The sequence below is a fragment of the Dokdonella sp. genome (genome assembly GCF_017744955.1).
Taxonomy (GTDB): Bacteria; Pseudomonadota; Gammaproteobacteria; order Xanthomonadales; family Rhodanobacteraceae; genus Dokdonella_A.
The window spans coordinates 987,694-1,012,826 of record NZ_JAGIAG010000001.1 but is presented as its reverse complement, the minus strand read 5'-3'; the positions used below and the strand labels follow the sequence as shown (position 1 = coordinate 1,012,826).

Here is a 25,133-nt window from a genome sequence, read left to right as displayed (position 1 = left end):
CCGGCTCAGCTCTGCTTCGCTCGCGTCTTCGCGCGCGACCGGCTTTCGCGCTTGAGCGGACCGGCGACCGGGCAGACTTCCGCAGCCCAGGCGAACAGCGTGTTCGCGAGACGGTCGGGAACCTGGCGGAAGTAGACGAACTGGCCGCGCTTTTCGCGCTCGATCAGCCCGGCGTCCTCGAGGATGCGCAGATGGCCGGACAACGCGGGCTTGCTGAAGTCGAAGCGCGCCGCGATCTCGCCTGCGGTCAGCTCGCCCTGGTTCAGGTAGGCGAGGATCTTGCGGCGCGCGGTGGATGCCAATGCCTCGAATACACGCTCCACAGGAGTTCCTTAATTAGGAAATTACTTAATTAATTATCAGTCGTCGGACTTCGAGTCAAGCGCGCGGTGGAATCCGTCCTCGTGCCGCCTGGCGCCACGACCGTCCTTCCGCCTCGACCACCGACGCCAAGTGCCGGATCCGGCTCGACACCTCCTGTTGCGGAGCACGCCACCGTCCGGCATGGTGGGCCGATCGAGCCCATCACGCGATCTCTTCGGCATGAGCGAACTTGCCTGGGCACTCACGATCCTGATCGTGGCGGCTGCCGCCGCCGGGGCGCTTTGCGACGCGCTCCTGCGCAACACGGTGGCGGCGTTCTTCCTGTCCGCGGCTGTTCGCTCGGAGCGTGGTGGTATTTCGCGGCGCGAAGCGATCCGTTCTGGCCCATCGCGGCGCTCGTCGTCGTGCCGACCGTCATCGCCACGTCGATCTTCATGAGCCTACTCGGACGCGCCGCGCATCGCGCGCTCGCCCGCGGGGACTGAACGCGCCGCTCAGAATCCGTAGCGCAGAAAGCCGCCGTCGACCGCGATGCATTCGCCGGTCACGTAGCTCGACGCCGGCAGGCACAGGAAGGCGACTGCCGCGGCAACTTCCTCCGGCTCGCCGATGCGGCCGATCGGCGTGCGTTCGAGCACTTCGTCGAGATAGTCGGGATCGGCGAGCGGGCCTTCGGTGCGCTGCGTGCGGATGTACCACGGTGCGACCGCGTTGACGCGGATGCCGTCCTCGGCCCATTCGCAGGCGAGGTTGCGCGTGAGCTGGTGCAGCGCAGCCTTGGTCATGCCGTAGGGCGCGCCGGTGCGCACGTGGGTGAGGCCGGAGACCGAGCCGACGTTGACGATCGCGGCGTTGCCGTGCGCGGCGAGATGCGGATGCGCGAGGCGGCTCATCTCGAACGCGGCGAGCACGTTCGTCTCGATCAGCGCGCGTACCTCCTCGAGCGCGTAGTCGAGCGCCGGCCGGGTGGCATTGCCGCCGACGTTGTTGACCAGCAGGGACAGCTCGACGTCGAGGTCGGCGACCCAGTCGAACACCTCCAGACGCTGTTCGCGGTCGGCCAGGTCGGCGGCGAACGCGTGGAACTCGCGCCCGTCCACCGCATCGGCGAGTTCCGCGCGCGCGAGTTCCAGCGCGGCCTCGTCGCGCGCGATCATCAACACGTCGGCGCCGAGCGTCGCCAGCTCGCGCGCGCAGGCGAAACCGATGCCCTTGCTGGCACCGGTGACGAGCGCGACCTGGCCGTCGAGCCGCCAGCGTGATGGGTTCGTCATCGCGCGATCCTCCGACTTGTGCGCACCCGATGTGCGGCGCAGACTCCGGCCAATCCTGCCACATCGAGCATGCCATGCTGCGTTCGATCGCCTTCGCCGTCTGCGTCTGTGCCTTGGCGGGATGCTCCGGCCGCCAGGCCGACCAGCAAGCGGCGCAGCCTGCCGCGCCGGCGAAGCCGAAGACCGCGCTCGACGAGCAGTTGAAGGCGCTCGAGAAGGCCAAGGCCGTGCAGCAGACCGTCGACGACGCCGCGAAAGCACAGCAGAAAGCGATCGACGACGCCGGGGGTTGAGTCGGATGCCGGAGAATCTCTGGAGCTACCTGCTGGTCGCCGCGGTGTTCTTCGTGCTCGGCCGAGTGACCGCCGATCGTGGCGGCGCGCGCCCCGGTATCGGCGCCGGCGATCGAAACGAGCGCGCACGGACACCGCGCCCCACCACGCCACCGCGACCGCTCGAACTGCCGACCGACCTCGATACCGAAATCCGCGAGATGATCGTGCACGGCAATCCGATCCAGGCGATCAAGCGCTATCGCGAGGCGACCGGCGTCGACCTGAAGACGGCGAAGGAAGCGATCGACGACTACCAGGAACGCCTGCGTCGGAGCGGCTTGCTCTAGGCCCTTCGTTCCCGTTCCCGCCTGCCGCCGTCGGCGATGGTGCACTGCGCTTTGCTTCGCGGCGCGTCAAGGACTAGGCTCGCCGCTCACCAGAGTGCTCATGCGAGAGGCCTGTGGTGGAGCGAACCGATATCCGCGACGCGAACTATTTCCACAAAGTCGTCGATTGCCAATGGGCCTGCCCGGCCCACACCCCGGTCCCCGAATACATCCGCCTGATCGCCGCCGGCCGGTACGACGACGCCTACCTCGTCAACTGGAGGTCGAACGTCTTCCCCGGCATCCTCGGCCGCACCTGCGACCGCCCCTGCGAGCCGGCCTGCCGGCGCGGGCGCGTCGAGGAGAACGGCGCGGGCAAGGCCGAACCGGTGGCGATCTGCCGACTGAAGCGCGTCGCGGCGGACGGCAAGGACAGCGCCGCGGTCCGCGAGCGCATGCCGCGGCCGGCGGCGAAGAAGAACGGCAAGCGCATCGCCTGCGTCGGCGCGGGGCCGTCCTCGCTCACCGTCGCGCGCGACCTGGCGCCGCTCGGCTACGAGGTCACCGTGTTCGAAGCCGAACGGAAAGGCGGCGGCTTCATGCGCACGCAAGTCCCGCGCTTCCGCCTGCCGGAATCGGTGATCGACGAGGAGGTCGGCTACGTGCTCGACCTCGGCGTCGACTACCGCGGCGGCACGCGCGTCGATTCGATGCGCGACCTGCTCGCGCAGGGCTACGACGCGATCTTCGTCGGCAGCGGCGCGCCGCGCGGCCGCGATCTCGACCTGCCCGGCCGCCGGGAGGCCGCGGCGAACATCCACATCGGGCTCGACTGGCTGGCGTCGGTCTACTTCGAGCACGTCAAGAGCATCGGCAGGCGCGTGATCGTGCTCGGCGGCGGCAATACGGCGATGGACTGCTGCCGCTCCTCGCGCCGGCTCGGCGGCGAGGACGTGAAAGTCATCGTGCGTTCGGGCTTCGAGGAGATGAAGGCCTCGCCGTGGGAGAAGGAGGACGCGATGCACGAGGGCATCCCGATTCTCAATTTCCTGGTGCCGAAGACCTTCGAACACCGCGACGGCAAGCTGGTCGGCATGACGTTCGAGAAGGTGCGCGCCGAGCGCGACGCGAAAGGCCGTCGGCAGCTGGTGCCGACCGGCGAGCCGGACCACTACGTCGAATGCGACGACGTGCTGATCGCCGTCGGCCAGGAAAACGCGTTCCCGTGGATCGAGCGCGACCTCGGGCTCGCCTTCGACGAGTGGGGCCTGCCGAAGGTCGATCCGGCGACGATGCAGTCGACACTGCCGAACGTGTTCTTCGGCGGCGACGCGGCGTTCGGCCCGAAGAACATCATCTGGGCCGTCGCGCACGGGCACGAGGCGGCGGTGTCGATCGACAAGCTCCTCGGCGGCGAGGACCTCCGCGAGCGCCCGGAGCCCGCGGTCAGCCTGATCTCGCAGAAGATGGGCATCCACGAGTGGAGCTACGACAACGACGTCTCCAACGACCAGCGCTACGCCGTGCCGTGGCGCGAGAAGGCGGAGACGCTGAAGAGCATCAAGATCGAAGTGGAGCTCGGCTTCGACGCGCAGACGGCGTTCCACGAAGCGCAGCGCTGCCTGAACTGCGACGTGCAGACGGTGTTCACCAAGGACGTCTGCATCGAGTGCGACGCCTGCGTCGACATCTGCCCGATGGATTGCATCAGCTTCACCCACAACGACGAGGAGGCGGCGCTACGCACGCATCTGACCGCGCCGGCGCTGAACCTGACGCAGTCGTTGTACGTGTCCGACACGCTGAAGACCGGGCGCGTGATGGTCAAGGACGAGGACGTCTGCCTGCACTGCGGACTGTGCGCCGAGCGCTGCCCGACCGGCGCCTGGGACATGCGCAAGTTCCTGCTCGAGACCACGCAGGCGGGGCCAGGGTGTCACAAGCGCGCAGCGGCGAAGGCGGTGGCGTGACCGTGGCGGTGAGCGGCCGAGCGGTGAGCGGTGAGCGGAAAAAGCCGCAACAGCAGCCACGGCATTACGATTTGGAAGTCTGGAAAGACGCGATGCGGATGGTTCGAGAGATTTATCGCACGACGGCAGAATTTCCCGAATACGAGCGTTTCGGGCTCATAAGCCAAATGCGGCGTGCGGCAGTCAGCGTTCCCTCGAATATTGCGGAGGGCGCAGCTCGAGGAGGCAGAACTGAGCTTGTCCGCTTCCTGACCATTGCGCGCGGGTCTCTCGCGGAACTCGACACCCAGTTGTGGATCGCACGCGACCTGAACTTTCTCGGCGACGTGCAGCCACTTCAATCCGCGCTGCAACTCTTGACCGCTCGACTGAATGCGCTGATCAATGCCAATCGTTCGCGCGCCAAGGGGGCACGATGACCGCTCACCGCTCACCGCTGACCGCTCACGAATCCGACCTCAGGGCACGTATCGAAGCCACCAACGACTTCGTCGTGAAGTTCGCCAACGTCAACGGCTCGGGCTCGGCGTCGGCGAACGAGCTGTTCGCTCGCTCGATCCTGCGCATGGGCGTGCCGGTCAGTCCGCGCAACATCTTTCCCTCCAACATCCAGGGCCTGCCGACGTGGTACGAGGTGCGGGTCAGCGAGCGCGGCTGGCTCGGGCGCCGCGGCGGCGTCGACCTGATGGTCGCGATGAATCCGCAGACCTGGGATGCGGACCTGACGGAGATCGAGCCGGGCGGCTATCTGTTCTACGACTCGACGCGGCCGCTGCCGGCGTCGAAGTTCCGCGACGACGTCCACGTCCTCGGCATGCCGCTGACGGCGATCTGCAACCGCACCTACGCCGACGCGCGGCAGCGCCAGCTGTTCAAGAACATCATGTACCTCGGTGCGCTGTCAGTGCTGCTCGGCATCGACGCGGATGAGATCCAGCGCCTGTTCGCCGAGCAGTACAAAGGCAAGGAGAAGCTGCTCGACTCGAACGTGCGGGCGCTGGAGCTCGGCCGCGAACACGCGCAGCAGCATCTGCCGCCGATCGGCCTGCACGTGCGCCGCGCCGACAACGTCGGCGACAAGATCTTCGTCGACGGCAACGTCGCCGCCGCGCTCGGTTGCGTCTACGGCGGCGCGACGGTCTGCGCCTGGTATCCGATCACGCCGTCATCCTCGCTGGCCGAGGCGTTCCAGAAATACTGCATGAAGTACCGCGTCGATCCGGAGACCGGACGCAACCGCTTCGCGATCGTGCAGGCCGAGGACGAGATCGCCTCGATCGGCATGGTCGTCGGCGCCGGCTGGAACGGTGCGCGCGCGTTCACGACGACGGCGGGACCGGGCATTTCGTTGATGAGCGAGTTCATCGGCCTCGCCTACTTCGCCGAGATCCCGGTGACCCTGATCGACGTGCAGCGCGGCGGCCCATCGACCGGCATGCCGACGCGCACCCAGCAGTCCGACGTGCTCGCCTGCGCCTACGCCTCGCACGGCGACACCAAGCACGTGCTGCTGTTTCCCGAAGATCCGCACGAATGCTTCGAGTTCGCGGCGCAGGCGCTCGATCTCGCCGATCGCCTGCAGACGCCGGTGTTCGTGCTGACCGACCTCGACATCGGCATGAACCAGCGCCTGACCGCACCGTTCGTCTGGGACGACGCACGCGACTACGATCGCGGCAAGGTGATGACGGCGGAGGAGCTCGAAGCCGGCAAGGACTTCGGCCGCTACAAGGACGTCGACGGCGACGGCATTCCGTACCGCACCTATCCCGGCACCCACGCCGAACGCGGCGCCTACTTCACGCGCGGCACCTCGCGCGATCCGTACGCACGCTATTCCGAACGCGGACCGGACTACGTCTACAACATGGAGCGCCTGCTGAAGAAGTGGGATACCGCCAAATCGCTGGTTCCGCAGCCGCACCTGCGCGGCACCTCGGGCGAGGCGCGCGACGGCGTGATCTACTACGGCTCGACCAGCCCCGCGATGAGCGAGGCGATCGAGCTGCTCGGCAAGGACAGTCTCGTGCTCGACACGCTGCGCGTGCGCGCGTTTCCGTTTCCGGACGTCGTCGGCGAGTTCATCCGCCGGCACGAGCGCGTCTTCGTCGTCGAGCAGAACCGCGACGGCCAGCTGCGCACGCTGCTGATCAACGAATTCGGCATCGACCCGGCGCGGCTGGTGGCGATCCTGCACTACGACGGCACGCCGGTCACGGCGCGGTTCATCGCGGGGGCGATTGGGGAGCGGGTGCGGCGGGCGGCACCGACGGGGAGAGTGGCTTCATGAAGCAGGTGAGCGGCCGAGCGGTCTGCGGTGAGCGGGAGAGGCGCGTGTCGCGTTTCTGCTTTTCCCGCTCACCGCTCACCGCTGACCGCTCACGATTCACCGCTCACGAGCGAGAATACACATGACCTACATCACCAAGCCGAAGCTGCACCATCCCACTCTCGCCTGCAACGCGATCGGCTTCACGCGCCGCGACTACGAGGGCAAGATCTCCACGCTCTGCGCCGGCTGCGGCCACGATTCGATCTCGGCTGCGATCATCCAGGCCTGCTGGGAGCTGGACATCGAGCCGCATCGAGTGGCCAAGCTCAGCGGCATCGGCTGCAGCTCGAAGACGCCGGACTACTTCCTAGGCCAGTCGCACGGCTTCAACACCGTGCACGGGCGCATGCCCTCGGTGCTGACCGGCGCGAACCTCGCCAACCGCGACCTGCTCTATCTCGGCGTCTCGGGCGACGGCGACTCGGCCTCGATCGGCATCGGCCAGTTCGTGCATGCGATCCGACGCGGCGTCAACATGGTCTACGTCGTCGAGAACAACGGCGTCTACGGCCTGACCAAGGGCCAGTTCTCGGCGACCGCGGACCAGGGCTCGAAATCGAAGAAGGGCGTGGTCAACACCGACAGCCCGCTCGACCTCGTCGGCCTCGCCATGCAGCTCGGCGCGACCTACGTCGCGCGCGGCTTCTCCGGCGACAAGACGCAGCTGGTGCCGCTGATCAAGGGCGCGATCGCGCACAAGGGCGCGGCCTTCATCGACGTGATCAGCCCCTGCGTCGCGTTCAACAACCACGCCGGCAGCACCAAGAGCTACGAATACGTGCGCGAGCACAACGAGGCGGTCAACCGGCTCGACTTCATCGACGTGCGCGCCGAGATCACGGTGGACTACGCCGAGGGCGAGATCGTCGACGTGACCCAGCACGACGGCAGCATCGTGCGCCTACGCAAGCTCAGCGCCGACTTCAACGCGCACGACCGCGTCGGGGCGATGAACTACGTGCATGCGCGCCAGGCCAAGGGCGAAGTCGTCACCGGCCTGCTCTACGTCGATCCGGACGCGCACGACCTGCACGAGCATTTCAACACGACCGAGGTGCCGATCAACCGGCTCGGCGTGAAGGAACTCAGCCCCGGCATCGCGGCGTTGGAGAAGATCAACGCCGGGTTGCGCTAGCAGCGCGTTCGACGTTCACCGGTCGAATCGGCCTGCGGCTTCCCCTCTCCCGCTTGCGGGAGAGGTCGGCGCGCGCAGCGTGCCGGGTGAGGGAACGCTCGCGGCGATCTACCCGCATTCCCTCACCCTGCCCTTCGGGCCGCCCTCTCCCGCAAGCGGGAGAGGGGAAAACGTCTGTACGCTACGGCAGCTCGCAGAAGCAATGCGCGAACGCGCCGTAGCGCTTGCCGCGCAGCGACTCGACCACGCCGCTGAACTGGCGCAGGTCGCTCGCATTGACGAAGCCCGGCGGCAGCGAGAAACCGGCCTGGCGCGCCACGCGCACCAGCGCCTCGCTGTTGCTGAAGCTCAGCGCCAGGCGTTCCCAGGCGCTGAGTTCGCGTTCGACGTAGCGCACGTGGTAGTCCGTGCCGAGCTTGGCGCGCGCGGCGGCGGCGGCGATCGCGTCCTGCAGGCCGCCGAGCTTGTCGACCAGACCGCGCTCCTTCGCCTGCACGCCGCTCCACACGCGGCCTTGCGCGATCGTGTCGATCTGCTCGGGCGTCTTGCCGCGCGCCTTCGCGACCTTGCCGATGAATTCGTTGTAGCCGCGCTTGATCACGCTGTTGAGGATCGCTTCCAGCTGCGGCGACAGCGGCCGGCGGATGTCCAGCGCGCCGGCCAGCGGCGTGGTGCCGATGCCGTCGGTGTGCACGCCGATCTTCGCCAGCGTTTCCGGCAGCGTCGCGAACAGGCCGAAGATGCCGATCGAACCGGTGATGGTGGTCGGCTGCGCCCAGATCTCGTCACCGTCCATCGCGATCCAGTAGCCGCCGCTGGCGGCGACGTCGCCCATCGAGACGATCACCGGCTTGCCGGCTTCGCGCGTCTGCACGATTTCGCGCCGGATCAGCTCGGACGAGGTCGCATCGCCGCCGGGCGAGTTCACGCGCAGCACGATCGCCTTGACCTTGTCGTCCTCGCGCGCCGCGCGCACGAGCTGCGCCGTCGAACGGCCGCCGATCATGCCCGGCGGCTGTTCGCCCGGCACGATCTCGCCCTGCGCGACGATCACCGCGACCTGGTTCGCGGCGACGGCCGGCAGCGCTTCGGGCACGAGCGTGCCGAGGTATTTCTTGAAGTCGATCTGACGGAAGCTGTCGTTGCCTTCGGCCACACCCTGCGAGCGCAGCAGCGCGCGTACTTCGGAGCGCGTCGCCAGTTGGTCGACCAGCTTCTGCTCCAGCGCGAGCCCGGCGAGGTCGCCGTTGTGCGCGGCGACGCGCTCGTCGTAGTGCGCGATGTCGTCGCTGATCTTCGCCGCGTCGATCTTGCGCAGGGCCGAGACCTCGGTCAGGAACTCCTGCCAGATGCCGCCCATCCAGTAGCTGTCGGCTTCCTTCGCCGCGTCGGAGGCCTGGTTGAGGATGTACGGCTCGGCCGCCGACTTGAACGTGCCGACCTTGATCAGGTGCACCTGCACGCCGAGCTTGTCGAGCGCGTCCTTGAAATAGCTGCGGTAGTTGGCGAAGCCTTCGAGCAGGACCGCGCCTTCCGGATCGAGCAGGATGCGGTTCGCATGCGCGGCCAGGTAGTACTGGCTCTGGCCCATGCCGCCGGACACCGCGACGATGTCCTTGCCGGCCGCCTTGAATCGATCCAGCGCGGCGCCGATCTCGCGCAGCGTGGACAGGCCGGCGCGGTCGATTTCGTCCGGAATCAGCACCAGGCGTTCGATGCGCGCGTCCTTCGCGGCCGCGTCGATCACGCGCAGCACGTCGCGCAGCTGCACTTCCTTCGATTCCGAACCGGTCAGGTTGGCGAGCGCGCGATCGCCGGGATTGTTCGAGTACTGGTCGACGATGGCGCCTTTCGGATCGAGGATCAGCGCGGTGCGCGGCGCCAGCGTGGCGCGGCCGCCGAATACCGCGACCAGGAAGCCGATCAGCAACAGCAGGAAGATCAGGTTGAAGACTAGTCGGCGCGTGAAATTCAGCGCGTTCCACAGTCCGCGGAACAGGCGGCGGATCACGCCGGGATTCTCTTTCGACATCGCATCGCTCTCTGTGCTTTGGGAAACCGGGCGTCCTGCCGCGGTTCGCAAAAAAAACGGCCGCGGCCGAGCCGCGCCCACCTTTTTCTCTCGCCTCGGTCACTGGCGTGTCCGCTGCGCCGGCACGTCCTTGCGCCTATGCCGATGGAATCAGCCTAACCGATATCGTGCCGCGCAGCATGCCGCGCAAGTCATGCGGCGGCCTCGACGGGCGACGCCGCCAGCGGCCGTCGCGCGAGCTTCCAGAAGCGCCAGCTGAGCAGGATCGCCGCCACGCTGAGTCCAGCGATCAGTCCCACCCACATGCCGCGCGCACCCAGACCGTGCGGGAACGCCAGCCACCAGCCGACCGGCATGCCGACGCCCCAGTACGCGAAGGTGGTGATCAGCATCGGCAGGCGCGTGTCCTTGAGGCCGCGCAGCGCGCCGTTGGCGACCACCTGGATGCCGTCGGAGAACTGGAACACGGCCGCCAGCAGCAGGAGCTGCGCGGCCAGCGCGATCACCGCCGCATCGTTGGAGTACCAGCCGGCGATCGTCGCCGGCAGCAGGGCCATGATGCTGCCGGACAGCATCTGCGTCGCCAGCGCCAGCGCGAAGCCGGCACCGCCGGCCGCGCGCAGGCCGGCCGGATCGCCGCGACCGACCGCGTGGCCGATGCGCACCGTGGTCGCCATCGCGATGCCGAGCGGGATCATGAAGAACAGCGCGGAAACGTTCAGCGCCACCTGATGGCTGGCCACCGTGTCGGTGCCGAGCGTGCCCATCGCCAGCGTGGTCGCGATGAACAGGCTCGCCTCCATGAAGACGGTCACGCCCATCGGCACGCCGATGTGCAGGAGCTCGCCGATCGCGCGCAGGTTCGGGCGCTCGAAGCGCGCGAACAATTCGTACGGCGCATAGTCGCGATGCAGGACCATGTACGCGCCGAACGCGAGCGTCTCCAGCCACAGCACGATCGCGGTGGCCAGGCCGATGCCGCCCGCGCCCATTTCCGGAAAGCCGAACTTGCCGTGCAGCAGCACGTAGGCGATCGGCCCGAGCAGGAGCAGCGACATCAGGCTGAAGTACATCGTCGGCCGCGTGATGCCCACGCCCGCGCTCATGCCGCGCAAGGTGAAGAACGCCGCGATCGCCGGCGCGCCCCAGGAGACGCCGCGCAGGAAGCGGTCGACTTCGCCGAGCAGGTGCGGATCGACGCCGATCAGGCTCACCAGCGGGCCGCTCGAACGCACGCCGATCCAGCACAGCAGGCCGAGCGCCAGCGCCAGCCACAGCGCCTGGCGGAACACCGCCCCCACCTCGGCGTATCGGCCGGCGCCGAACAGCTGCGCCACCGAGGGCGGCACCGCCATCGTCACGCCGATCGCGACCACCACCGCGATCGACCAGATGCCGGCACCGACCGCGACCGCGCCGAGCGTGACCGCGCTGTGATGGCCGGCGAGCATCGCGTCGATCGCGTTCATGCCGACCGCCATCAGCTGGCTCAGCACCAGCGGCGCGGCGAGCACGGCGGTTTCCTTCAGCTCGCGCGCGAGGCGCGACGGCTGGCGATGTAGAATGGAACTCATGCGCAAATCCTGAGCGCGTTCGGGCGATGACTGGAACCACGGGTCGATCGGCGTACGCGCGGTGGCGGCGACGCGCACGGGAACAGGCCGATGCGGGTGGCGCGCGCGGCGCCGCTCGCGAGATCGGGACGGGAGCCGCGTTCGCAAGAGATGGATTGTATCGGAAGCCTCGCCTCGCGCGCGGCATTGAGCTTTCGCGTGGAGTGAACGTACCGGCATGAACAGCGAAACCGCCGCCGCACCGATCGCCCCCGTCGCGGCGGAAGAGCACAAGCCCTGCGCCAACTGCGGCGCGCCGATGTACGGCCCGTTCTGCTACGCCTGCGGCCAGCCCGAGAAGGGCATGGTGCGCCATCTGGCCAGCGTCATGTCCGACGTCGCCGACACGATCTTCAACGTCGATTCGCGCATCTTCCGCAGCATCCTGCCGCTGTACTTCCGCCCCGGCTACCTGACCAACGAGTACTTCGTCGGCCGCCGCACGCGCTACGTGACGCCGTTCCGGCTGTTCTTCTTCCTCTGCGTGATCTCGTTCTTCGCGATCCAGTTCGCGCTGAACCTCAACGACGCGAAGTTCGACCTGCTCAAGGTCGCCGCCGGGCGCGGCAGCATCGAGCAGTCGATGACCGAACCCGAACTCGACAAGCATCTCAAGGAGGCGATGAGCCGCCTGGAGGACGCGCGCAAGCTGCCCCAGATCCCGGCCGACGACGCCGCCGAACTCGATCGGGTGATGGCCAACCTGCGCCAGCAGGCCGACAAGCGCCGCGCCTGGCTGCAACGCAAGCAGCAGGCCGAGGCGAAGGGCGAACCGCCGCCGCCGGACCCGAACGCGGACGGCGACGACCTCAACTTCGACGGCTCCCCTTGGGACCCGGTCGCCAACCCCATCCGCATCACCTGGCTGCCGGCCTTCGCCAATGCCAAGCTGAACGAGATGGCGGTGCGCGCCCGCGACAACATCAAGGCCGCGCGGCAGGATCCGCGCCACCTGATCGCCGGCATCTTCTCGGTGCTGCCGCAGACCCTGTTCGTGCTGATGCCGCTGTTCGCGGTGCTGCTGAAGATCGTCTACATCTTCAAGCGGCGCCTGTACATGGAGCACCTGATGGTGGCCCTCCATAGCCACGCCTTCATTTTCCTGTCCCTGCTGCTGATCGCCCTGCTCAGCATGCTGAAGAGCGCGGCCGGCGACGGCGGCCTGCGCGCCCTGGTCTCGCTGATCGAGGCGGCGGTCTGGATCTGGCTGCCGATCTACCTGTTCCTGATGCAGAAGAAGGTCTACAAGCAAGGCTGGTTCATGACCACGTTCAAGTACAGCCTGATCGGCGTCGCGTACCTGATCCTGCTCTGCTTCGGCCTCGCCGGCGCCCTCGTCGCGACGCTGACCCTGGCCTGAATCCGGCCCGCTCCGACCGCAACACCGCACCAACGCTGGCGGAACGAGCGACCACCCCCGTGTCAAGCGGTTGTGCACAGGGACGCCCGCGTCGACGCCGACACCCGCCAAGGGGCTCCGCGAGCGCGTATGACAGCCGCTGTAACAATGCAAGCCATTGAATTTGCTCGTGCATTACAGATTGATTAAAGATTCGCCAACCCGACTCCCGCGGCTCCACAGTGGGCCTCTCGACCCCGCCGCGGGGCACTCGTCCACAGACTTATCCACATTCGCTGTGGATAAGCGAAAAACCTTCGACAGGGCATCCAGTTAAGTCCTCTTTCTGAAGGTTTCATGAGAAACCGCCTGCAAGCTGTCCCGGCGACTTTCCGAGCCGAAGCTACACTCGCCACGACGCGGTTTCGCCCCCGCCTTCCGCCATGAATTCGATCCTGCGCATCGCCCTGCCAGTCCCGCTGCACCAGTGGTTCGACTACCGCTGGAGCGGCGGCGTGGCGCCGGCGCCGGGCTGCCGCGTGCTGGTGCCGTTCGGGCGCCGCCGCGTCGTCGGCGTGGTGATCGAGTCGGTGGCGACGTCCGAACTGGACGAGGCGCAGCTGAAACCGGTCGAACGCGTGCTCGACGACCGTCCCCTGCTGACCGGCGAGCTGATGGCGACCCTGCGCCGCGCCGCGCGCTACTACCAGCATCCGCTCGGCGAGGTGCTGCAGGCTGCCCTGCCGGTGGCACTGCGCTCGGCGCGCGAGCTGCCGGAAACCGGAACGCCCGCGCTGCAGCTGACCGCGGCCGGCCGGGAGGCGCTGCTCGACCCGACGCGCCGTCGCGGCACGCGTCTGGATGCGCTGCTGCAGGCGTTGACCGAGGGCACGCGCACGGTGGCGACGCTCGAGGCCTCCCTCGCCGGCGTCGCCGCCGCTGCCCGTGCGGCGCTCGCGCGCGGCTGGGTCGAGCGCCTGCGCCTGGCGACCGCGGCGATCCCGGCGGCAGCGGCGACGCCGGGCCCGCCATTGAACGAGGAGCAGCGCGCGGCCGCCGACACGATCGTCGCCGCCGACGGCTTTGCTTCGTTCCTGCTCGACGGCGTCACCGGCAGCGGCAAGACCGAGGTCTATCTCGAGGTCATCCGCGCCTGTCTGGCGCGCGGCCGCCAGGCGCTGGTGCTGGTGCCGGAGATCGCGCTGACGCCGCAGGCGCTGAAGCGCTTCCGCGAGCGTCTCGGCGTCGAGATCGCGGCGCTGCACTCCGGCCTCGCCGAAGGCGAACGCGCGCGCGCCTGGCTCGCGGCGGCGCGCGGCGAAGCGCAGGTGATCCTCGGCACGCGCTCGGCGCTGTTCGTACCGCTGCCGCGGCCGGGCGTGATCGTCGTCGACGAGGAGCACGACGCCTCCTACAAGCAGCAGGAGGGCTTCCGCTATCACGCGCGCGATCTCGCCGTGCTGCGCGCGCAGGCGCTCGGCGTACCGGTCGTGCTCGGCTCGGCGACGCCGTCCCTGGAAAGCCTCGCCAACGTCGAAGCCGGCCGCTATGCCGTGGCGCACCTGCGCCATCGCGCCGGACTGGCGCAACCGCCGTCGCTGCGCGTGATCGACCTGCGCCGGCAGCGGCTGCAGCACGGTCTCGCGTCACCGACGCTGGACGCGATCGCCGACTGCCTCGCGCGCGGCGAACAGGTGCTGGTGTTCAAGAACCGCCGCGGCTACGCGCCGGTGCTGCTCTGTCACGACTGCGGCTGGAGCGCGCAGTGCCCGCATTGCGAGCGCGCGCTGACCCTGCACCGGCGCGAAAGTCGTCTGCGCTGCCATCACTGCGGCTACGAACGCGCGCTGCCGGCGGCGTGCCCGGACTGCGGCGGGCTGGGTCTGAATCCGCTCGGCCAGGGCACCGAACGCCTGGAAGAAGCGTTGTCGGAACGTTTTCCCGATACGCCGATCGTGCGCGTCGATCGCGACACCACACGCGGCCGACGCGCGCGCGACGCGCTGTTCGATCGCCTGCCGGAGGCCGGCGCGCGGATCCTGATCGGCACGCAGATGCTGGCCAAGGGCCACGATCTGCCGCACCTGACCCTGGTCGTCGTGGTCGGCGTCGACGAAGGCCTGTTCAGCGTCGACTTCCGCGCCAGCGAGCGGCTCGGGCAACTGGTCGTGCAGGTCGCCGGACGCGCCGGACGCGCCGAACGTCCCGGCGCGGTGATCCTGCAGACCCACGATCCGTCGCATCCGCTGCTCGCGGTGCTGCTCGACGGCGGCTATCGCGCGCTCGCCGCGCAACTGCTGAAGGATCGCCGCGCCGCCAGCCTGCCGCCGTTCGCCCATTTCGCGCTGCTGCGCGCGGAGGCGAAGGAGCAAGCCGCGCTGGATGCGTTCCTGCGCGAGGCGATGGCGCGGATCGACGCCCGCGATCTGATTGCGCACGGCCCGCTGGCGGCGCCGATGCCGCGCCGCGCCGGCGCGTACCGCGGCCAGATCCTGCTCGAAGCCTCGACGCGCGGCGAACTGCAAGCCTTCCTGCCGCGCTGGCTCGACGCGCTGCGCGCGATACCGGGCGCGCGCGCGCTGCGCTGGTCGATCGACGTCGATCCGGTCGATCTGTACTGATCGACTGATCGAAGGTGTTCGAGGAAGCGAACTCTCGCAGAGGCGCAGAGACGCGGAGGGAAAGAGCGGAAGCACACTCTTTCTTTTTTCCCTCTGCGTCTCTGCGTCTCTGCGAGAAACGCTTTTGCGAATCCCCCCGCCTCAGAGCGCCGCGTCGAAGCCGTCGGCGAAGAGGCTGTCGCTGAACTCGCCGCGGTTGAACAGCACCGACACGTTCTTGTTCTCGCGGTTCGAGCTGACGATGTCCGGCTTGCCGTCGCCGTCGAAGTCGGCGACCGCGACGCCGCCCGGCAACGCGCCGGTGTCGAACCAGGCGTAGTTGTCGTAGCCGCCTCTGCCGTCGTTGAGCAGCACCGAGACGGTGTCGTTCTGCGTGTTGGCGGTGACCACGTCGGGCTTGCCGTCGCCGTTGACGTCGGCCATCGTCATCGCCCACGGCCACGGCATGTAGTCCTGGATCGACTGCTCCGGGTAGATCGGATAGTTGCGCGCCTTGGCGTAGTTGCCGCTGCCGTCGCCGCGCAGCACGGAGATGCTCTGCGCCGTCGTGTTCAGTGTGACCAGGTCGATCTTGCCGTCGCCGTCCACGTCGCGCGCCTCGACGCCGACCGGCCCGAGGTCGGTGGCGAAGTGCACCGCATCGGCGAAGCCGCCGGCGCCGTCGCCGGCGAGGATCGACACGTCGCTGGAGTACGAGTTGGCGGACACGATGTCGGCCTTGCCGTCGCCGGTCACGTCGGCGAACGCGATGCCGCGCGGATCGCGCAACGCGCCTGCTTCGCCGGCACGCAGCACGACGCCGGTGGCGAAGCTGCCGTCGCCGTTGCCGGCGAGGAAGGAAAGGCTTTCGTTGGAGATGTTGGTGTTGGCGGTCGCGATATCCAGCTTGCCGTCGCCGTTGGCGTCGCCGAGCGCGACTGCGTACGGGCTCTCCCAACTGCCGCCGACGCCGAAGGTCGCCGCCGCGGCGAAGCTGCCGTCGCCGTTGCCGAGCAGGACCGAAACGCTGCTCGCGCCGAAGTTGGCGCTGACGATGTCGAGGTGACCGTCGCCGTTGACGTCGCCGAGCGCGACGCCGGTCGGCGAGGAGCCGGTCGGATAGTGCACCGCCTCCGCGAAGCCGCCGCTGCCGTCGCCGAGCAGGACCGAGACGTCGTCGCCGAACGCGTTCGCGCTGACGATGTCGGGGTGGCCGTCGTGGTTCAGATCGCCGGCGGCGACTGCGTGCGGAAATTCGCCCGAATCGAAGTTGGCGGAGAAGCCGATGCCGCCGGCGCCGTCGGTCGGCAGGATCGAAAGGCTCGGCGACACGGCGTTCGCGGCGAGAACGTCGTCGCTGCCGTCGCCGGTGACGTCGACGACGAGGAGCGCGTACGGTCCCTGCGCGACGCGCCGGTTCGTCGCCGGGGCGAAGCCGCCGGCGCCGTCGCCGGCGAGGATCGACACGGCATTCGCGTTCGGCCGCGCCAGGAGGATGTCGGGCTTGCCGTCGCCGGTGACGTCGGCGAACGCGACGTCGTGCGCGCGCCCGTCGCCGGAGCCGGCCGACAGCACCTGCGCCGGCGCGAAGCCGCCGCTGCCGTCGTTGATCAGCAGCGAGACCGTTCCCGGCAACTCGGGCGGCGGGAAGTCCTGTCCGCCGGTGGCCGAACTGGCGACGAGCAGATCCGGCTTGCCGTCGCCGTCGACGTCGGCGACCGTGATCGCGTTCGGCTCCGACTCGGGGCCGATCGACACCGCCTGCGGCGTCGCGAACTGGCCGCTGCCGTCGCCGAACAGGATCGAGGCGTCGCGGGTGCCGGCGTTGGCAGTGGCGACGTCGAGATGACCGTCGCCGTCGAAGTCGGCGATCGCGATCCCGGTCGCCCAGGCGCCGCTCGGCGAATTCACCGCCGCGGCGAAACCGCCGGCGCCGTCGCCGACCAGCACCGCGACGGTGGCGCTCTCGCCGTTCGCCGTCACGATGTCGAGGCGGCCGTCGCCGTCGATGTCGGCCAGCGCCAGCGCGGTCGGCCAGATGCCGCTGCCGACGTCGAGCAGGGTCGGGTCGCCGAAGCCGCCGGCGCCGTCGCCCGGGTAGACGCGAATTTCGGTCTCGTGATAGCCGGCGACGACCAGATCGAGCTTGCCGTCGCCGTTCAGATCGGCGATCGCTGTCTTCACCGTGCGCGCCGGCTCGTTCGTGATCGGGGTCGACACGGGTTCGGCATAGCCGCCGGCGCCGTCGCTGAGCAGCACCGAGAAGTCGCCGCTCATCATGTTGCCGGTGATCAGATCCGGTGCGCCGTCACCGTTGAGATCGGCGGCGGTCAGCGACACCGCGAAACAGCAGTTCGGCAGGTGCATCGCCGCCGGGGCGAAATCCGGCGCCGCGGCGCCGGCCTGCGCCGGGACGCTGCCGAACAGGAAAGGAATCAGCGCCAGCGCAGCGGCGCTCCCGGCGGGAAACTTCATCAGCCGGGACCAACGGGGACCACGTGTTCTCATCGGGGGACTCCTGCAGACGGACGATGACGCGACGGCAGCCGCGCGAGCGGCCGCCTCGTCTGGGATCGAGTCTGCGCAGGCGTCCCGTGCCGGTCACTCCAAGAGCATTCCAACGGCGTGACAACGACACGAGAAAGCGGCTCCTGTGACGTTGCAGACGGATGGCGGAAGCCGACCGTCGCTCAGCGCGCGCGATCGCTCAGGCGCAAGGGGCTGTTCGCGTCGAGCGTGCGCGGCTCCAGCAGCGCGGCCGGAATCGTCCTCTCGCCGGCCAGGGCCTGCGCCTGGCGCAGGGCGTTGAACCAGGGTTCGCGTTGGTTCAAGGCGTGGAACAGGCGCAGCTGCAGCAAGGCGCAATCGAAATCGCGCGTGGCCCAGGGCGCGACGCGGCCGATCACCACGGCGGCCTGCTCACGGTCGCCGGCCGCGAGCAGGACCGGCGCCCAGGCTTCGGCGACCAGCACGATTTCCGCCGGCACGCCGCGACGATCCGCGCTGACGGCGGCGAAGCGGAACCAGCGCCGCGCGCGGGCGGCATCGCCGGCCTGCTGCTCCCACTCCGCCATCGCCAGGGCTTCGGTGACGACGCCGGCGCTGTCGAGCGGCTGCTCCGGCGGATCGCGGCGGCGGTCGAGCAGGGTTTCCGCTCTCGCCTTGTCGCCGAGGGCGAGCAAGGCGCGCTGGCGAACCAGCACCACCCCGCTGCGCTGCTCGTCGGCGCCGCTCGGCGGCCAGTCGGTCAGCGCCGCGGCGGCTTCGTCGGCCGCTTCGTGCCAGTCGCCCTGCGCCGCGGCGAGATTCGCGCCGAGCGCGCGCAAGCGGGCCTGCAGCACGCGGTTGCCCGAGGTCGTGCTCGCACGCGCCTGCGCCAGGGCCGCGGCGGCCTCGCGCAGGCGGCCGTTGCCGGTCTGCACCTCGACCTGATTCAACAAGAGATCGACGCGCTGATCGGGATCCGTGACGCGCTCGCGCAGCGCCCAACCGCGCTCGACGCTGGCCGCCGCCTCGTTCCGCTGCAGCATCGCGAGCTGCGCCTGCACGATGCCGGTCAGGCTGACCAGCAGTTCGTGCAGGGCGCCGAACGACTGGAACCGATCGGACGCCGGCAGCAGGTAGCCGAGCGCCGCGGCCGGACGGCTGCGGAACAGTTCGAGCAGACCGAGGTTGGCGTCGACGCGCGCGATGCCGAGCGGATCGCCGGCGCGCTCCAGGTCGGTGCGCGCGGCGCCGTAGTCGGCCAGCGCCTCGTCGTAACGACGTTCCGGTACGCGACTGTTGGCGCGCCCCATCAAGGCCTGGCCGAGTTCGAGCGGATCTTTCTCCGGCGTCAGCAAGGCGACCGCCGCGTCGTAGTCGCGCCCGCCGTCGGCGAACTCGCCGCGGCGCGCGTGCACCGCGCCGCGTGCGGTCAATACCTGCGCACGGAAGTGGGCGTCGTGTTCGGCTTCGGGCTGCCGCAGGATCTGATCGAGGCTGGCCTCGGCGCGATCGAGTTGGCCGGCGCGGAAGTCGACCAGGGCGAGCCGATAAGCGAGCTGCGCCGACGAAGCGGCGAGGTCCGGCGATGCCGTGAGGATTTCGCGTGCGGTGTCGAGTTCGTTCGCCAGCATCGCCGCACGCGCGCGCTGCAGGGTTTCATCCAGGCTCCGGTCGCGTTCGCTCTCCGACGGCATGTTGCGGCCGAGCGCGGCGAGCAGCAGGTCGGCGGCGCCCCGCGTCGCCTGCATCGCATCGCGTCCGGTGAAGCGCACCGGCACGGCGATGCCGTGCTCGGGTGCGGCGGCGAGTTCGATCTGCCAGCCGGATGCGCCGCGCTTCGCGCTGCCGCGCACGATCAGGTGCGCTCCGGTCGTCGCGCGCAGGTTCGGCGGCTCGGCGCTCGATTCCGGCTCCGATTTCAGCAGCGCCAGCACGCTTTCGCTGGTCGGCGCGCGAAAACCCGCCTGGCGCAGGCGTTCGGCGACCAGGTCCATCGCGCCGAGCCGTACCCAGGCGTCGTCGCGCAGGCCGTCGACCTGCAGCGGCAGCACGACCACGCTGTCGGCCTGCAAGGGTTGCGCGGTCGGCGACGGAGAATCGGCGGGCGGCGCGCGGCGTGCCAGCCACGTCAGCGACACCGCGACGGTCGCCAGCAGCACGACGGCGGATGCGACGGCGAGCACCCGCCGGCGACGCGGTCGGGGCCGCGATGACGACGGCGGCGGCAAGTGCGCCGGCGCTTCCGCGATCGTGACTGCCGCCGGCGTCGGTTCCGGCGGCTCGACCGCCGGCATCGTCTCGGCAGCGGATTCCGGTGCCGCCGCGGCGACGCGCACGTCGGCCACCCAGCGATAGCCGTAGCCGGCGACGGTGCGGATCGTGCGTTGCGCATTGCCGTCGTCGTCGAGTGCGCGGCGCGCGCGCAGGACGACCTGGCCGAGCTGCGCATCCGATACGTTCGAGCGGCCGAAGATCGCCTCGACCAGTTCGTCGCGACCGACCGCGCGATCGCGGTGCGCGATCAGATGCTCGATGCATTCGAACGTGCGTCGGGGCAGCTCGACGCGCTGGTCGCCGCGCCACAGCTCGCGCGTGGACGGGTTGAAGCGGAACGCTGCGAATTCGTAAACCTCACCGGTCATCCGGCGAGGTTAGCGCGCGCCTCGCGCACTGGCGAGTCGGGCCGCCTCCGGCTCGCTCGTGCCGGAGGCGGCCTTTCTCGGGACGCCTGATGCTTCGGAGCTCTCGCCCGCCCGTGGGGAGTCGAACGATCGAGAGAACGCCAGGCAACCCCTCCCGCAAACCGCCGCAGCGGTCGAGACTCATAGACGCAGCGCGGCGGTATAAACGGCCATTTGGGTGAACGGCCGTTGATCATGAGTCCCGCGAGGGCGCGGTCGGGTTGCCTGGAAGCAGACAACCGGACACGGAAACGGCCCCGATCGGGGCCGTTTCCGTGTCCAAAAGTACAAAGATCCAGGAGTTCGGCAGGCCAGCGGCCCTTGCGAACCCCGTGGGCCTCAGGCGACGAAGAGCGCGCGCATCTTCTTCATCGCATTCGCCTCGATCTGGCGGATGCGCTCGGCGGAGACGCCGTACTCGTCGGCGAGTTCCTGCAACGTGGCCTTCTCACCGTCGCGCAGCCAGCGGCGCTGGATGATGTCGCGCGAGCGTTCGTCCAGCCTGACCAGACCGCGCTGCAGCGTGTCGAGGCTGGATTCCTCCTCCGACTCGGTCTCCGCTGCGTAGTACGGATCGGCGCCATGGTCGATCAGGAACGCCGACGGTGCCGGCCGCTCGTCTTCCTCGGCGTCGACCGGCGAGTCGAAGGCGACGTCGCGGCCGTTCAAGCGGGCCTCCATCTCGAGCACGGTGGCGGCCGGAACGCCGAGCTCGCGCGCGACGGTGTTGACCTCTTCCGCGTTCATCCAACCGAGGCGCTTCTTCGACTTGCGCAGATTGAAGAACAGCTTGCGCTGCGCCTTGGTCGTGGCGACCTTGACGATGCGCCAGTTGCGCAGGATGAACTCGTGCATTTCAGCGCGAATCCAGTGCACGGCGAACGAGACCAGGCGCACGCCCTGGTTCGGATCGAAGCGCTTGACCGCCTTCATCAGGCCGATGTTGCCTTCCTGGATCAGATCGCCGACCTGCAGCCCGTAGCCGGAATAACCACGCGCGACGTGCACCACGAAACGCAGGTGCGCCAGCACCATCTGCTTGGCGGCGTCGAGGTCGGAGTCGTCGGTGTAGCGGCGTGCGAGATTCTGCTCTTCCTCTTGGGTCAGCATTGGAATCTGGTGAACCGCACTTACATAGGCTTCGAGGCTACCCAAAGCGCTCGGAACCGGGAAATTGTTGGCGACCAGGGCATTACTCATAGTGAACTCCCGACTGGTTGGGCATGCTAGCACTCGGGTCCTTGGAGTGCTAAACGCCTACAGAGTTCCGGCGCGCTGCGGCGCTCGGGGATAACTGTACTGACAGTTATAGTACCCGAAAGTTCGTTAATTGCACGTGTTTTTTCGGTGAGCCGCGGCGACGCAGCGTTCACGGTTCGAATCCAAAGTCCAACCCTTTGCAGGAAAAGGATTTTCCGCAAGAAAGGGGCGGCGTCTCAGCCGAATTCCAGCTCGCTCCGCGGCGGCAGCGCCCAGTCGATCGGCGCCTTCCCCTGTGCGCGCAGGTACTCGTTGGCGCGGGCGAAATGACCGCAGCCGATGAAGCCGCGGTGCGCCGACAGCGGCGACGGGTGCGGTGCCTTCAGCACGCGATGGCGATGGGAATCGATCAGCTTGCCCTTCTGCTGGGCATAGCTGCCCCAGAGCAGGAACACCAGGCCCTCCCGCTCGCGGTTCAGCGCGTCGATGCAGGCATCGGTGAAGCCTTCCCAGCCCTTGCCGGCATGCGAGCCGGCCTGACCGCGTTCGACCGTGAGCACGGCATTCAGCAGGAGTACGCCCTGGCGTGCCCAGGAAATCAGGCAGCCATGGTCCGGCCGCGGTATGCCGGGTTCGCGCTGCAGCTCGGCGAAGATGTTCAGCAGCGACGGCGGCGGCGGCACGCCGGGCGGCACGGAGAAGCTCAGGCCGTGCGCCTGGCCGGGTCCGTGATACGGATCCTGGCCGAGGATGACGACCTTGACCGCCTCGAACGGCGTCGTGTCGAGCGCGGCGAAGATCTTCGGCCCGGGTGGATAGATGACCTTGCCGGCGCGTTTCTGCGCGCGCAGGAATTCCGCCAGCGCGAGCATTTCCGGCCGTTCGAAATAGTCGCCGACGCGCGTCTTCCACGAAGCCTCGAGCTTGACCCGGTCCTCGCTCATGCCGGCGCCCTCGCGCGCTCGCGCAGACGGCGCGACACGCGCAGCTGGAACTGCAGCTTGGTCACCAGCAGGCGCTCCTCGATCGGCTTGTGCACCAGGTCGTTCGCGCCGGCGCGCAGCAGCGCGGCCTGGTTCGCCGGGTTGTCGTCGCCGGTCATCACCAGCACCGGCAGCTCGCCCTTGGCGTGACCGAAGCCGTTGCGGATGCGCTCGAGCAGATCGCCGCCACCGAGTTCGCCCTTCAGGTTGACGTCGGTCAGGACCAGATCGGGCAGCGCCGCGGCGCCTTCGAGGCGCTCGAGCGCGGCCTCGACGCTGAGCACGTGCACGACCGTGAAGCCGGACTTCTCCAGCATGCGCGTCGTCGCCAACGCGACCACTCGGCTGTCCTCGACGTACAGCACCTCGCCGTCGACCGTCGCGGTCGGGCGCACGTAGCCGTGGATGAAGGCGGCCAGCGCCTCGAAGCCGAGCGACTTGTCGAAGTAGTCGGTGACGTCGTCGGACAGCTTGCGCGCGACCAGACGCTCCTGCACGTCGCCGGAAACGACCACGATCGGAATGTAGGCCTGCGTCGCGCCGGCACGCACACGGCGCGCGAGTTCCAGGCCGTCCATGTCCGGCAGGCGCAGCGCCGTCGTGACCAGATCGACGACTCCGTCCTCGAGCACGCGGCGCGCCTCCTCGCCGCTGCCGCAGCCGAGCACGACCGCGTTCGGCAATTCGGTCTTCAGCACGCGCTCGATCAACTGGCGCACGACACGTGAGCCGTCGACGACGAGCACGCGCGGCGCATCGCTGCTGATGTGGCGCGTCAGGCGGATCGGCTCGCTCATGCCTGCGGCTGCCCCGCGGCGAGATGGCGCGCCGTCGCGACGAAAGCGCCGAGCCAGCCGAGCAGCGCGCTGGCACCGATCACGGCCAGCGCGACGAGCACGCCGACGCCGTGCAGCGCGAAGCGGCCGCCGTAGCTTTCGATCACCCGCTGCGCCGGCGCGACGAGCGCGAGCTCCATCGCGATCACGATCGCCAGCGCGCAGATGCCGCCGAACAGGCCGTACCAGAAGCCGGCGTACAGGAACGGGCGCCGTACGAAGCCGTCGCTGGCGCCGATCAATTGCATCACCGAAATCTCGGCGGTTCGAGCCTGGATGTCCATGCGCACCGTGTTGCCGATCACCAGCAGAGTCGCCAGCGCCAGCAGCGCCGCGATCACCGCGACGATGCGTTCGCCGAAGTGGAGAATGTCGGAAAGTTTACGACGCCAGGTCGCATCGTACTGCACCAGATCGACGCGCCGATCGGCCTTCAGGTCCGCCAGCAGGGGGGGCGCGTCGAGATCCGACTGCGCGCCCGGCGTGACGACCAGCACGGTCGGCAGCGGATTGGCATGCAGCGCGTCGAGCGCCTCGCCGAACCCGGACAGCTGCCGGAACTCGGCCAAGCCTTCCTCGGGCGTGCGGATCAGCACGTCGGCGACGTCGGCGCGCGCACGCAATTCCGCGGCGAGCGCGACCGCGCCCTTGCCGTCGATCGCCGGCTGCAGGAACACCGTGACTTCACGCGCCTCGCGCAGTCCGCCGGCGAGATCGCGCGCGTTGTCGAACAACAGATAGAACATCAGCGGCAACGCCAGCGCGAAGCCGAGCACGAGCACGGTCAGCGCGTTCGCCCACGGCCGCGCGGCGAGCCGGCCGAGACTGGAGAAGAAGCTGTAGAGGTGCTGGTCGCGCCAGGCGGCGAGGCGCGCGCGCCAAGGCACGCGCGCACGCCGCGGCTCCGCCGCGACCTTCGGCGCCGGCGCCTGGCGCCGCACGTTGCGTTCGGCCTGGCGGCTCATGCGTCCTGCCCTGGCCGGCCCGATTCAGGGCGACTCGACTCGACGCGGCTCGCGCCGGTCCGGCTCGACTCGGGCCGGAAGTCGTCGATCAGGCGGCCGTGATCGAGCACCAGGACGCGCTTGCCGAGCCGGCGCACGAGCATCAGGTCGTGGCTGGCGATCAGCACCGTCGTGCCCACCTGGCCGAACTCGGCGAACAGGCCCATGATCTCCGCCGACAACTGCGGATCGAGGTTGCCGGTCGGCTCGTCGGCGATGATCACCGGCGGCTTGGCGACGATCGCGCGCGCGATGCCGACGCGCTGCTGCTCGCCCGAGGACAACGTCACCGGCGCCGCCTTCTCCTTCGCCAGCAGGCCCACCTTGTCCAGCGCCGCGCGCACGCGCTTGCCGATCTCCTCGCGCGCCGTGCCGGCGATCAGCAGCGGCAGGGCGACGTTGTCGAACACGGTGCGGTCCATCAGCAGCCGGTGATCCTGGAACACCATGCCGATGCCGCGCCGCGCCTGCGCGATGCCGCCGCGCCGCACGCGCGCGAGATCGGCGTGGTTGACCACGATCTGCCCGCGCGTCGGCCGCTCGACCAGGCCGATCAGCTTCAACAACGTGCTCTTGCCGGCACCCGAATGTCCGGTCACGAAGACCATTTCGCCGGCGCCGATCTCGAAGCTGAGATCGGCCAGCGCGTCCTGGCCCGATGCGTAGCGCTTGGCGACCTGATCGAAGCGGATCACGCGCGCAGCCCCGCCGTCGTACGCGGG

General features: G+C 69.0%; 20 protein-coding genes. 9 read left to right on the top strand and 11 right to left on the bottom strand.

All coding sequences use genetic code 11. The annotated features are described in order from the left end of the window. Nucleotides 1-5 precede the first annotated feature (5 nt). Nucleotides 6-323, bottom strand: coding sequence for a metalloregulator ArsR/SmtB family transcription factor (locus tag J7520_RS04120; RefSeq protein ID WP_291184372.1), 318 nt, complete (start codon nucleotides 321-323; stop codon nucleotides 6-8). A gap of 220 nt (nucleotides 324-543) precedes the next feature. Here J7520_RS04120 and J7520_RS04115 point away from each other — a divergent pair, with 220 nt between their 5' ends. Further along, nucleotides 544-762 carry a hypothetical protein gene (locus J7520_RS04115; RefSeq protein ID WP_291184368.1) on the top strand — a complete coding sequence of 73 codons (219 nt, stop codon included), beginning with the start codon at nucleotides 544-546 and terminating at the stop codon, nucleotides 760-762. A 56-nt stretch (nucleotides 763-818) separates the two neighbouring features. Here J7520_RS04115 and J7520_RS04110 read toward each other — a convergent pair whose 3' ends face one another. Then, nucleotides 819-1,598, bottom strand: a complete 780-nt coding sequence (locus J7520_RS04110) for an SDR family oxidoreductase (protein WP_291184366.1) — start codon at nucleotides 1,596-1,598, stop codon at nucleotides 819-821. Nucleotides 1,599-1,672: 74 nt separating this feature from the next. Between J7520_RS04110 and J7520_RS04105 the strand changes: the two genes are divergently transcribed. The 6 genes from J7520_RS04105 (at nucleotide 1,673) to J7520_RS04080 (ending at nucleotide 7,636) form a co-directional block, all read left to right on the top strand. Next, complete coding sequence (locus J7520_RS04105; protein WP_291184363.1) at nucleotides 1,673-1,891, top strand: hypothetical protein; 219 nt, start codon at nucleotides 1,673-1,675, stop codon at nucleotides 1,889-1,891. A 5-nt stretch (nucleotides 1,892-1,896) separates the two neighbouring features. Further along, nucleotides 1,897-2,220 carry a hypothetical protein gene (locus tag J7520_RS04100; RefSeq protein WP_291184361.1) on the top strand — a complete coding sequence of 108 codons (324 nt, stop codon included), beginning with the start codon at nucleotides 1,897-1,899 and terminating at the stop codon, nucleotides 2,218-2,220. A gap of 116 nt (nucleotides 2,221-2,336) precedes the next feature. Further along, nucleotides 2,337-4,169 (top strand): FAD-dependent oxidoreductase, encoded by a 1,833-nt coding sequence (locus J7520_RS04095; protein WP_291184359.1) that lies wholly within the window; start codon nucleotides 2,337-2,339, stop codon nucleotides 4,167-4,169. Nucleotides 4,170-4,192: 23 nt separating this feature from the next. After that, nucleotides 4,193-4,588 carry a four helix bundle protein gene (locus J7520_RS04090; protein WP_291184897.1) on the top strand — a complete coding sequence of 132 codons (396 nt, stop codon included), beginning with the start codon at nucleotides 4,193-4,195 and terminating at the stop codon, nucleotides 4,586-4,588. Next, entirely contained in the window at nucleotides 4,585-6,459 is a 1,875-nt protein-coding gene (locus J7520_RS04085; RefSeq protein WP_291184356.1) for a 2-oxoacid:acceptor oxidoreductase subunit alpha, read from the top strand. Before J7520_RS04090 ends, J7520_RS04085 begins: the two co-directional genes overlap by 4 nt. A 121-nt stretch (nucleotides 6,460-6,580) precedes the next feature. Beyond that, nucleotides 6,581-7,636 (top strand): 2-oxoacid:ferredoxin oxidoreductase subunit beta, encoded by a 1,056-nt coding sequence (locus J7520_RS04080; protein ID WP_291184352.1) that lies wholly within the window; start codon nucleotides 6,581-6,583, stop codon nucleotides 7,634-7,636. 181 nt (nucleotides 7,637-7,817) lie between these two features. Here the strand turns inward: J7520_RS04080 and sppA are convergent, their stop codons facing one another. Next, nucleotides 7,818-9,668: a signal peptide peptidase SppA gene (sppA, locus tag J7520_RS04075; protein WP_291184349.1), complete on the bottom strand. Its 1,851-nt coding sequence runs from the start codon at nucleotides 9,666-9,668 to the stop codon at nucleotides 7,818-7,820. A gap of 191 nt (nucleotides 9,669-9,859) precedes the next feature. Beyond that, the gene (locus J7520_RS04070; protein WP_291184346.1) at nucleotides 9,860-11,242 is read right to left on the bottom strand and encodes an MATE family efflux transporter; all 1,383 of its coding nucleotides are present in this window, start codon (nucleotides 11,240-11,242) and stop codon (nucleotides 9,860-9,862) included. Nucleotides 11,243-11,459: 217 nt separating this feature from the next. On the opposite strand from J7520_RS04070, the gene J7520_RS04065 reads away from it, so the two are divergent. Both J7520_RS04065 and J7520_RS04060 read left to right on the top strand, forming a co-directional pair. Further along, entirely contained in the window at nucleotides 11,460-12,641 is a 1,182-nt protein-coding gene (locus tag J7520_RS04065; protein ID WP_291184344.1) for a DUF3667 domain-containing protein, read from the top strand. 422 nt (nucleotides 12,642-13,063) lie between these two features. After that, nucleotides 13,064-15,241 (top strand): primosomal protein N', encoded by a 2,178-nt coding sequence (locus J7520_RS04060; protein ID WP_291184342.1) that lies wholly within the window; start codon nucleotides 13,064-13,066, stop codon nucleotides 15,239-15,241. Nucleotides 15,242-15,382: 141 nt separating this feature from the next. Here the strand turns inward: J7520_RS04060 and J7520_RS04055 are convergent, their stop codons facing one another. From J7520_RS04055 to ftsE, 7 genes are all read right to left on the bottom strand, one after another. Further along, nucleotides 15,383-17,695 carry a VCBS repeat-containing protein gene (locus tag J7520_RS04055; protein WP_291184339.1) on the bottom strand — a complete coding sequence of 771 codons (2,313 nt, stop codon included), beginning with the start codon at nucleotides 17,693-17,695 and terminating at the stop codon, nucleotides 15,383-15,385. A gap of 215 nt (nucleotides 17,696-17,910) precedes the next feature. Beyond that, on the bottom strand, nucleotides 17,911-20,349 hold the full coding sequence (locus J7520_RS04050; RefSeq protein WP_291184336.1) for a winged helix-turn-helix domain-containing protein: 2,439 nt from the start codon (nucleotides 20,347-20,349) through the stop codon (nucleotides 17,911-17,913). A gap of 378 nt (nucleotides 20,350-20,727) precedes the next feature. After that, nucleotides 20,728-21,588: an RNA polymerase sigma factor RpoH gene (rpoH, locus tag J7520_RS04045; RefSeq protein WP_291184333.1), complete on the bottom strand. Its 861-nt coding sequence runs from the start codon at nucleotides 21,586-21,588 to the stop codon at nucleotides 20,728-20,730. 236 nt (nucleotides 21,589-21,824) lie between these two features. After that, nucleotides 21,825-22,532: a uracil-DNA glycosylase gene (ung, locus tag J7520_RS04040; RefSeq protein ID WP_291184330.1), complete on the bottom strand. Its 708-nt coding sequence runs from the start codon at nucleotides 22,530-22,532 to the stop codon at nucleotides 21,825-21,827. Then, nucleotides 22,529-23,368 (bottom strand): response regulator, encoded by an 840-nt coding sequence (locus tag J7520_RS04035; protein ID WP_291184327.1) that lies wholly within the window; start codon nucleotides 23,366-23,368, stop codon nucleotides 22,529-22,531. Before J7520_RS04035 ends, ung begins: the two co-directional genes overlap by 4 nt. Beyond that, complete coding sequence (gene ftsX, locus J7520_RS04030; protein WP_291184324.1) at nucleotides 23,365-24,372, bottom strand: permease-like cell division protein FtsX; 1,008 nt, start codon at nucleotides 24,370-24,372, stop codon at nucleotides 23,365-23,367. The genes J7520_RS04035 and ftsX overlap by 4 nt, the downstream gene beginning before the upstream one ends. After that, on the bottom strand, nucleotides 24,369-25,106 hold the full coding sequence (gene ftsE, locus J7520_RS04025) for a cell division ATP-binding protein FtsE (protein WP_291184322.1): 738 nt from the start codon (nucleotides 25,104-25,106) through the stop codon (nucleotides 24,369-24,371). Before ftsE ends, ftsX begins: the two co-directional genes overlap by 4 nt. Nucleotides 25,107-25,133: the final 27 nt, after the last annotated feature.

Coding starts and splice junctions, on each gene's coding strand:
- J7520_RS04080 (WP_291184352.1), top strand. CDS start 6,581: ATGACCTACATCACCAAGCCGAAGCTGCACCATCCCACTCTCGCCTGC.
- ftsX (WP_291184324.1), bottom strand. CDS start 24,372: ATGAGCCGCCAGGCCGAACGCAACGTGCGGCGCCAGGCGCCGGCGCCG.
- J7520_RS04115 (WP_291184368.1), top strand. CDS start 544: ATGAGCGAACTTGCCTGGGCACTCACGATCCTGATCGTGGCGGCTGCC.
- J7520_RS04070 (WP_291184346.1), bottom strand. CDS start 11,242: ATGAGTTCCATTCTACATCGCCAGCCGTCGCGCCTCGCGCGCGAGCTG.
- sppA (WP_291184349.1), bottom strand. CDS start 9,668: ATGTCGAAAGAGAATCCCGGCGTGATCCGCCGCCTGTTCCGCGGACTG.
- J7520_RS04105 (WP_291184363.1), top strand. CDS start 1,673: ATGCTGCGTTCGATCGCCTTCGCCGTCTGCGTCTGTGCCTTGGCGGGA.
- J7520_RS04100 (WP_291184361.1), top strand. CDS start 1,897: ATGCCGGAGAATCTCTGGAGCTACCTGCTGGTCGCCGCGGTGTTCTTC.
- J7520_RS04035 (WP_291184327.1), bottom strand. CDS start 23,368: ATGAGCGAGCCGATCCGCCTGACGCGCCACATCAGCAGCGATGCGCCG.
- J7520_RS04085 (WP_291184356.1), top strand. CDS start 4,585: ATGACCGCTCACCGCTCACCGCTGACCGCTCACGAATCCGACCTCAGG.
- rpoH (WP_291184333.1), bottom strand. CDS start 21,588: ATGAGTAATGCCCTGGTCGCCAACAATTTCCCGGTTCCGAGCGCTTTG.
- ung (WP_291184330.1), bottom strand. CDS start 22,532: ATGAGCGAGGACCGGGTCAAGCTCGAGGCTTCGTGGAAGACGCGCGTC.
- J7520_RS04065 (WP_291184344.1), top strand. CDS start 11,460: ATGAACAGCGAAACCGCCGCCGCACCGATCGCCCCCGTCGCGGCGGAA.
- J7520_RS04055 (WP_291184339.1), bottom strand. CDS start 17,695: ATGAAGTTTCCCGCCGGGAGCGCCGCTGCGCTGGCGCTGATTCCTTTC.
- J7520_RS04110 (WP_291184366.1), bottom strand. CDS start 1,598: ATGACGAACCCATCACGCTGGCGGCTCGACGGCCAGGTCGCGCTCGTC.
- J7520_RS04060 (WP_291184342.1), top strand. CDS start 13,064: ATGAATTCGATCCTGCGCATCGCCCTGCCAGTCCCGCTGCACCAGTGG.
- J7520_RS04050 (WP_291184336.1), bottom strand. CDS start 20,349: ATGACCGGTGAGGTTTACGAATTCGCAGCGTTCCGCTTCAACCCGTCC.